At 43.3% G+C, this 7,976-nt stretch carries 5 protein-coding genes, 2 pseudogenes and 1 riboswitch; of the genes and pseudogenes, 6 read left to right on the forward strand and 1 reads right to left on the reverse strand.

Features of this window, described 5'->3' with window-relative positions:
* The first annotated feature begins 158 nt into the window (after positions 1–158).
* Positions 159–378: riboswitch (Lysine riboswitch) on the forward strand.
* 158 nt (positions 379–536) lie between these two features.
* Positions 537–2,159 carry a Na+/H+ antiporter NhaC family protein gene (locus tag AB5170_RS22000; protein WP_173719019.1) on the forward strand — a complete coding sequence of 541 codons (1,623 nt, stop codon included), beginning with the start codon at positions 537–539 and terminating at the stop codon, positions 2,157–2,159.
* Here the strand turns inward: AB5170_RS22000 and AB5170_RS22005 are convergent.
* Positions 2,139–2,429 (reverse strand): annotated as a pseudogene (locus tag AB5170_RS22005) (DUF6783 domain-containing protein); the annotation flags it as partial. The gene AB5170_RS22000 and the pseudogene AB5170_RS22005 overlap by 21 nt on opposite strands.
* Between AB5170_RS22005 and AB5170_RS22010 the strand changes: the two are divergent.
* The 5 genes and pseudogenes from AB5170_RS22010 to AB5170_RS22030 form a co-directional block, all read left to right on the forward strand.
* Positions 2,367–3,209, forward strand: a pseudogene (locus tag AB5170_RS22010) (pseudouridine synthase); the annotation flags it as partial. The pseudogenes AB5170_RS22005 and AB5170_RS22010 overlap by 63 nt on opposite strands.
* Before the next feature lie 259 nt (positions 3,210–3,468).
* Complete coding sequence (gene ligA / locus AB5170_RS22015) at positions 3,469–5,424, forward strand: NAD-dependent DNA ligase LigA (protein WP_177968947.1); 1,956 nt, start codon at positions 3,469–3,471, stop codon at positions 5,422–5,424.
* A gap of 292 nt (positions 5,425–5,716) precedes the next feature.
* Positions 5,717–6,658 carry a homoserine O-succinyltransferase gene (gene metA / locus AB5170_RS22020; protein ID WP_195379379.1) on the forward strand — a complete coding sequence of 314 codons (942 nt, stop codon included), beginning with the start codon at positions 5,717–5,719 and terminating at the stop codon, positions 6,656–6,658.
* A 435-nt stretch (positions 6,659–7,093) separates the two neighbouring features.
* On the forward strand, positions 7,094–7,267 hold the full coding sequence (locus AB5170_RS22025; RefSeq protein WP_173719018.1) for a hypothetical protein: 174 nt from the start codon (positions 7,094–7,096) through the stop codon (positions 7,265–7,267).
* Positions 7,243–7,806, forward strand: coding sequence for a hypothetical protein (locus AB5170_RS22030; RefSeq protein ID WP_177968945.1), 564 nt, complete (start codon positions 7,243–7,245; stop codon positions 7,804–7,806). Before AB5170_RS22025 ends, AB5170_RS22030 begins: the two co-directional genes overlap by 25 nt.
* Positions 7,807–7,976 lie beyond the last annotated feature (170 nt).

Consider the following 7,976-nt stretch of genomic DNA (forward strand, 5'->3'; position numbering starts at 1 on the left):
GTTGATGGAAGCATTATACTACATTGGGACATTTTCCTTTGTGGTATATTAGGACATTATCATAAATGGTTCATATATTTTCAAATATTGTGAATAAAAGGGTTGCATTTACAGGAAAAAGCTGATACATTTAGTTTGTGAATAAACTGAATATGGGAAGTTATGATAGAGGCGCAGGCTTCATCAGTAATTTCAGCTGCAGAGACTGGTTGTGTGCAGAGTATGGGCATACGCAGATACAGGCTCTGGGTCGTATGGCAGACTGGCTGGAATGAAAGGGGAGACTGCCGAAGGATTTTTTTCTCAGCCAGGAGAGAAGTTCTGGGCTGACGCAGAATATGCGGCAGACTGTCACTGTTGTGGAGCGCTATCTAAGGTATAGATCCTGTGAAGAATAAATGCCATGAATGTGTCCCCATAATGGGAGTGCATTCATGGCTTTTTGCGTTAAAGAAGAGGAGGCTTTTAAGAAAACGCTCTGACCGGTTTGTGACTGGTCATCTGGTATTCAGGAAAAAAGAGGGAGGAAATCGATAATGAAGTACAATTGTAAAAAGTTGTCTGTTCTTTTTGCAGCTGTTATGATGTTTGTCCTGGCATGTCCGGTGACTATTCTGGCAGCGGCAGAAGAGGAGGCCGGCACACCTGCTGTGTACGCTACTTTCTGGTCATTGATACCGCCAGTTGTGGCAATCGTTCTGGCATTGATCACAAAAGAGGTTTACAGTTCCTTGTTTCTTGGAATTTTAGTTGGAGCACTTCTGTACTCTGGCGGTAATTTTGAGGGAACGGTTAACCATATTTTTTCAGGCGGAATGATCAGTGTGTTATCATCCGGCAGTAACGTAGGTATTCTGGTGTTCTTGGTAATTCTTGGAACTATGGTCTGCCTGATGAACCGGGCTGGAGGCTCAGCCGCTTTTGGACGCTGGGCAGGCAAACACATCAAGACAAGAGTTGGGGCAGAGCTGGCAACCATTTTGCTTGGAGTGCTGATTTTTATTGATGATTATTTCAACTGTCTGACGGTAGGCAGTGTTATGAGACCAATCACAGATCAGCACAATGTATCACGCGCGAAGCTGGCATACCTGATCGATGCCACAGCTGCGCCGGTATGTATCATTGCACCAATCTCATCCTGGGCAGCTGCTGTCAGCGGTTTTGTTCCGGGAGAGGATGGAATGTCCGTGTTTGTAAGAGCTATTCCCTATAACTATTATGCACTTCTTACGATTGTAATGATGGTATCCATGGTTTTGATGAAAGAAGAGTTTGGTGCTATGGGTGTGCATGAGTCCAATGCGTTAAAAGGGGATCTGTTTACCACAGCAGCCCGTCCTTATGCTTCTGGCGAAGGTGATGGACCGGTGAATCCAAGAGGAAAGGTTATGGATCTTCTGATCCCTATCATCTCTTTGGTTATCTGCTGTGTAATCGGTATGATCTATACTGGAGGATTTTTCAGCGGTACAGATTTTGTAACTGCTTTTTCCCAGAGTGATGCTTCTGTCGGACTGGTGCTTGGAAGCTTTTTCGGTCTGGTGATTACCATTCTTCTTTATATGGTGCGCAGAGTGCTGTCCTTCCGCGATTGTATGGCATGCATTCCGGAGGGCTTTAAGTCCATGGTACCGGCAATCTTGATCCTCACTTTTGCATGGACCTTAAAGAGTATGACGGACAGTCTGGGAGCTGCTGAGTTTGTTGCGGAAATGGTGAAGTCTTCTGCAGAAGGACTGGTAAATATGCTTCCGGCTATTATATTCCTGGTAGCCTGCTTCCTGGCATTTGCTACTGGTACTTCATGGGGAACCTTCGGTATTCTGATCCCGATTGTTGTTCATGTATTTGAAAACACACCGGGAGACTTGATGATTATTTCCATCTCTGCCTGTATGGCTGGTGCTGTTTGCGGTGACCATTGTTCTCCGATTTCGGATACGACGATTATGGCCTCCGCGGGAGCTCAGTGTGATCATGTAAATCATGTGTCAACCCAGCTGCCTTATGCCATTGTGGCAGCAGTGGTATCCTTTGTAACTTACATTTTCGCCGGCTTTATCCAGAGCCCACTGTGCCTGATCATCGGTGTAGCACTGATGATGGGAGCTATGTGTGTTGTGAAAATGAAGTTTTCAGATCTGAAAACGGAATAAAGAGGTTTTTCTTATTGGAAAAATAAGAAAAGAATGTGGAAGCCGGGATGGATTTTCCTGTGTAATGCCTGCGGCAGTGTGAAAGAATTTACAGTGTCTGCAGAGTATTGGCGGGGAAATTGTCCTGGCTTTTTTGCATGCTTCTATCTTCTCTGTTGGCCGTTTAATATTCGCTCTAGAGCGTGTTTGAAAAAGGCTTTCTGCAAGATGTGCGTCACAATTTGTGGGAGATTTTGTCCGGATGAAGGCGCCGTAGCGGGCTACGGCAACTGAATTCGGGCAAAATCTCCCACAAAGTGGAGCGTGCAGATTGCGGGAATGATTTTTCAAACAGGCTCTAGAGCTTGGAGCAAGGTTTGCCTTGCATATGCCCGGGAAAAACTATATAATGGAAAAATGGACGAAAAAATCAGAATCAACAAATACTTAAGCGAAGCGGGATTCTGTTCAAGACGTGAGGCTGACAGCCTGATCCGGAACGGACGGGTGACTGTGGAAGGTCATAAGGCAGAACCGGGAGAAAGGATTACAGCAGATACAGTTGTATTTGTGGATGGTAAGCCTGTGAAAAAAGTAGAAGAAAAAGTTCTACTTTTATTTCACAAGCCCCGAGGTGTGGTGTGCAGCACAAAAAAACAGCGCCAGGAGACTACAGTTACGGAGTATCTGAATTATCCGGTTCGAATTTATCCCATAGGACGTCTTGATAAGGAATCCGAAGGGCTTTTGCTTTTAACAAACCAGGGAGACCTGGTTAATAAGATCATGCGTGCGGGGAACTACCACGAGAAGGAATATCTGGTAACTGTAAATAAGCCAGTTGACAGTGACTTTGTGAAAAAAATGTCATCTGGAATTCCTATTCTGGATACCATTACCCGTCCGTGTTTTGTGGAAAAAACAGGGAGAAATTCTTTTCGGATTATTCTTACCCAGGGATTGAACCGGCAGATCCGCCGAATGTGTGAATATCTGGGATATCAGGTGCTTAGTCTGAAGCGCGTACGAATCATGGAACTGACAATAGATGGCTTGAAAGAGGGCGAGTACAGAGAAGCCACCCAGGAGGAGTGGAAGAAGCTGGAACGTGGAATTGCAGATTCCTCCCAGCTTCCCGCAGCCAGAAGGCAGGACAGTGTGCCTGTATTTTCCAAAAAACAGGGAAGAGACAGCATTCCCTTTTCTTCAATTCCAGAAGAAAAAAGGCAAAATAAGCCAGCTGCTTCCCGCACTATTTCAGAAAAAAGGCAGTCTGTTTCACAGAGGAAGTCTGCTTGCAGTAATTATAACAGTAAAACAGGAGGACATCATGGAAAATTCTCTACAGCGAATGAAAGAACTGGTAGAAAAGCTGGATCAGGCCGCGAAGGCATATTACCAGGAAGACAGGGAAATCATGAGCAATCAGGAGTACGACAGCCTGTACGACCAGCTGGAGCAGCTGGAAAAAGAAACCGGCACTGTACTCACAAATAGTCCTACTGTCCGCGTAGGATACGAGGCAGTTAATGAACTTCCGAAGGAAGAACATCCAAGCCCCATGCTATCCCTTGATAAGACAAAAGACAGGGAAGTGCTCCGTGGATTTATAGGGAATCACAAATGCCTTTTATCCTGGAAGCTGGACGGTCTGACCATTGTTCTTACTTATGAGAACGGTGAGCTTGTGAAAGCAGTAACAAGGGGGAATGGAATTGTTGGTGAGGTTATTACCAACAATGCCAGGGTGTTTAAGAATATCCCTCTTCGCATCCCTTATAAAGGTCAGCTGGTGCTTCGGGGTGAGGCGATTATCACTTATTCTGAGTTCGAGCGGATCAACGAGACTATAGGCGATGCAGATGCCAAATATAAGAACCCGCGGAATCTTTGCAGTGGTTCCGTGCGTCAGCTGAATAACGAGATCACGGCGAAACGAAATGTGCGTTTTTATGCCTTTGCTCTGGTAAGTGCCCAGAATGTGGATTTTTCCAATTCCAGGGAGCAGCAGTTTATCTGGTTGAAGAAACAGGGCTTTGAGGTGGTGGAGTATAAGGTGGTTACCTCTGTAAGCCTGGATGAAGCCATGGATTATTTTTCCAAGACAATTGTAAACAACGATTTTCCATCAGACGGACTGGTTGTGACCTACGATGACATCGCCTATGGGGAGTCTCTGGGAAGTACTGCGAAATTTCCACGAAATTCCTTTGCTTTTAAATGGGCGGATGAAATGCGGGAAACCAGGCTGTTGGATATGGAATGGAGTCCGTCCAGAACCGGACTGATTAATCCGGTTGCAATTTTTGAACCAGTGGAGCTGGAAGGTACTACAGTAAGCCGCGCCAGCGTGCATAATATCAGCATTGTGAAGGAACTGCAGCTTGGAATTGGAGATACCATTAAGGTGTACAAAGCCAATATGATCATTCCCCAGATTGCAGAGAATCTTACAAGAAGCAGCAATCTGGTAATTCCGGATAAATGTCCGGTTTGTGGTCAGGAGGCGCGTATCCGCAAGGAAAACGATGTGGAGACATTATACTGCATGAATCCGGACTGTGTTGCCAAGAAGATTAAGTCCTTCAGCCTTTTTACCAGCCGTGATGCCATGAATATTGACGGACTTTCAGAGGCAACTCTGGAGAAGTTTATTGCAATGGGATTTATTCATAATTTTGGTGATATTTTTGAAATTGGAAGATATAAAGATCAGATCGTAGAAATGGAAGGATTTGGTCAGAAATCCTTTGATAATCTGATGGTGAGTCTGGAGAAGGCGAAAGAGACCACTCTTGCCAAGGTGATCTACAGTCTTGGGATTACAGGTATCGGTCTTGCAAATGCCAAGGTGATCTGTAAATATTTTGACGATGATATAGAGAAAATCCGCCATGCAGATGAAGAAGAGATCAGCTCGATTGAAGGAATCGGTCCGGTAATCGCCGGAAGTCTGGCTGATTATTTTAAGAGCGCAGAGAACAATCGGAAGCTGGATCATCTGCTCAGTCATCTTCATCTGGTTCATGAGGAGACTTCAGCAGAACAGGTTTTTGCAGGGAAAACCTTTGTTATTACAGGCAGTGTGGAGCATTTTTCCAACCGTTCTGAGGCAAAGGAATTTATCGAAGCCCGCGGCGGTAAGGTGACCGGCTCTGTAACGAAGAAAACAGACTATCTGATTAATAACGATAAAACATCTGCTTCTTCCAAGAACAAGAAGGCTCAGGAACTGGGAATCCCGATTTTGTCGGAGGAGGATTTCCTGGAGCTGGCGGGGATTTAAAAGAAAATTTGGGTAATCTGTACGTTGTACTTTGCGGTATATTTTGCAGAATGCCTTTTGGTAATCTGTGTTTTTGGCTTACTTCGTTTACAGCAATCCCCTTTGCGATGCATAAAAATCATGCAATCCCATGATCTCGTGACGAGGTTTTCGGGTTTTCTGTGAACTTTGTTTATAAAAAACACCTCGCGGAACGTTACCAGTGAACAGTAACTTTTTCATAACTTGCTTGTGCCTTGAGCGAAGCGAAAGGAATGACAAAAAGTATGTATAATAGTAGGAGGAAATTGCAATGCCAATTAAAATACAAAGTGATCTCCCGGTAAAGGAGATTCTGGAAAAAGAAAACCTGTTTGTTATGGATGAGAACCGTGCTATGCACCAGGATATCCGTCCGATTTATATTCTGATCTTAAATTTAATGCCACTGAAAGAGGAAACCGAGCTTCAGCTTCTTCGCTCCCTTTCCAATACTCCTCTGCAGGTTGACGTAAGCTTTATGGCAGTGGAGTCCCATCAGGCGAAAAACACTTCCAGGAGTCATCTGAACAAATTTTATCAGACTTTTTCTGAACTGAAAGATAAGAAGTTTGATGGAATGATCATTACAGGAGCACCGGTGGAGCAGATGGAGTTTGAAGAGGTTGATTACTGGGAGGAAGTTACCCAGATCATGGACTGGTCCGAGACCCATGTGACATCCACTATTTTCCTGTGCTGGGCTGCTCAGGCTGCGCTCTACCATTTTTATGGACTGAAGAAACGTAAGCTGGATAAAAAAATGTTTGGCCTTTTCTGGCACAAGGTAATGAACCGCAAAATTCCGCTGGTCAGAGGGTTCGATGATATATTTCTGGCACCGCATTCCCGACATACAGAAGTTCCTATTGAAGCTGTACACGCCTGCAAAGACCTTACTGTCCTTGCAGAATCCGACGAAGCAGGTCTTTTTCTTGCCATGGCAGAAGACGGCCGCAAGATTTTTGTAATGGGTCACCCGGAATACGACCGTGTCACCCTGGACGGCGAGTACAAACGCGATCTTGGCAAAGATCTCCCTATTGAAATGCCTGAAAACTACTACCGCGACAACAACCCTGAAAACGGTCCGCTTCTGATGTGGAGAGCCCATGCCAACAATCTGTATACAAACTGGCTGAATTATTACGTCTATCAGAGCACCCCATACGACCTGTACGGAACACCTGATTTTTCCAGTATTTCCAGGGGTTAAGAGAGTTGCGCATTTCACGTAAATTATTATAATTTCACGCTATTTATTACGAAAATGGAGTAAAAATGGAGTACTAGAGGTGTGAAAATGGGGTATCAAAATAAGAATGTAAAAGGTGTGTAAATGAATATTTTTTATAAATTTTGATGAATAAAAATACATGAATAAGTCCATGGGTTATTTGATAACTTATGGGCTTATTTTAGTGTTTGGGACAATTTTTAGCCCAGATATTATTGGGCTTTGTTTTTAGAAAAAGAGAAGATGCATTATTGGTGCGATTGTATTTCAATGTGGTTCTTATTTCAAATCAAAAAAATCTTAAAAAAATCGCATTTTTTTTCCATTTTTTTACACATTTCGACAAGTAATTCCATTATTTATAATAGGAGAGTATAGTACCACTCCATAAAATTAGAAACGGAGGAATCAAAAATGTGGCATTTTTGGCTTTTTTTCTGGATCCTGCTGGCAGTGGTAATTATACTCATGTATTGCTGCCTTGTTAGAGCTGGAAAAATGGACGACGAAATGGAGAAGGCGTTTAGAAAATTAAATGAAAAGAGAAAGGATGAGACAGAGCTGTGGCAAGGGGAAGATCAGGAGTAATTTCGAAGGAATATAAGGGGGAAGAAAATACTGCCTATCATGATGTAATAAAACTTTTTAAAATTTACCGGGCGGTAAACTGGCAGATGCAAATAAAAATTAATCAGGTTAAGCGACGATTCCATATGGAGTATGGAACCGATGTTGATGAATTTTTAGATAGTATATATCAAGCTGGAATGGACGTGGAAAGAGATTTAGCATCTGAAAAAGAGCGCGTAGAGGCCATCAACCGATCAAACCAATATTTGCGTTTGATTGATGAGGCTGTAGATCTTATGAGAAGATATCACCCACAGGGAGAGCGTTACTATTGGGTACTTTATTATAGCTATCTATCATCAACGAAACCAGAAAACATTGATGAAATCCTGGATAAGCTGGAACCACATTTTCCGCAATATGCAAGAGTCCACAGGACTACGTATTTCCGTTGGCGTGAACAGGCTTTTGAAGCCGTAGGAAGTATATTGTGGGGTTACGAAGGGGAAAGTGAGCGTGTATTGAAACTGGTTTGCGAAGATTACGAAGAAAAATAATTATTTCTAAAATCCTATTGACACAGATTTTCCAAAATCTCTATAGTTAAATTGCAAGGACGCAAAAAAGGCGTATAGCAATACTATATTCGGATAGGTAATTGCGAAACAAGTTCGCAATCCTGACTAAAAAGCGGTAAGAATCCTGCAACGCAGGATTCTTAAGATGA

The organism is Ruminococcus sp. RTP21484sp1_RTP21281st1_A8_RTP21281_210402, from assembly GCF_040914025.1.
Lineage (GTDB): Bacteria > Bacillota > Clostridia > Lachnospirales > Lachnospiraceae > Blautia_A > Blautia_A faecis.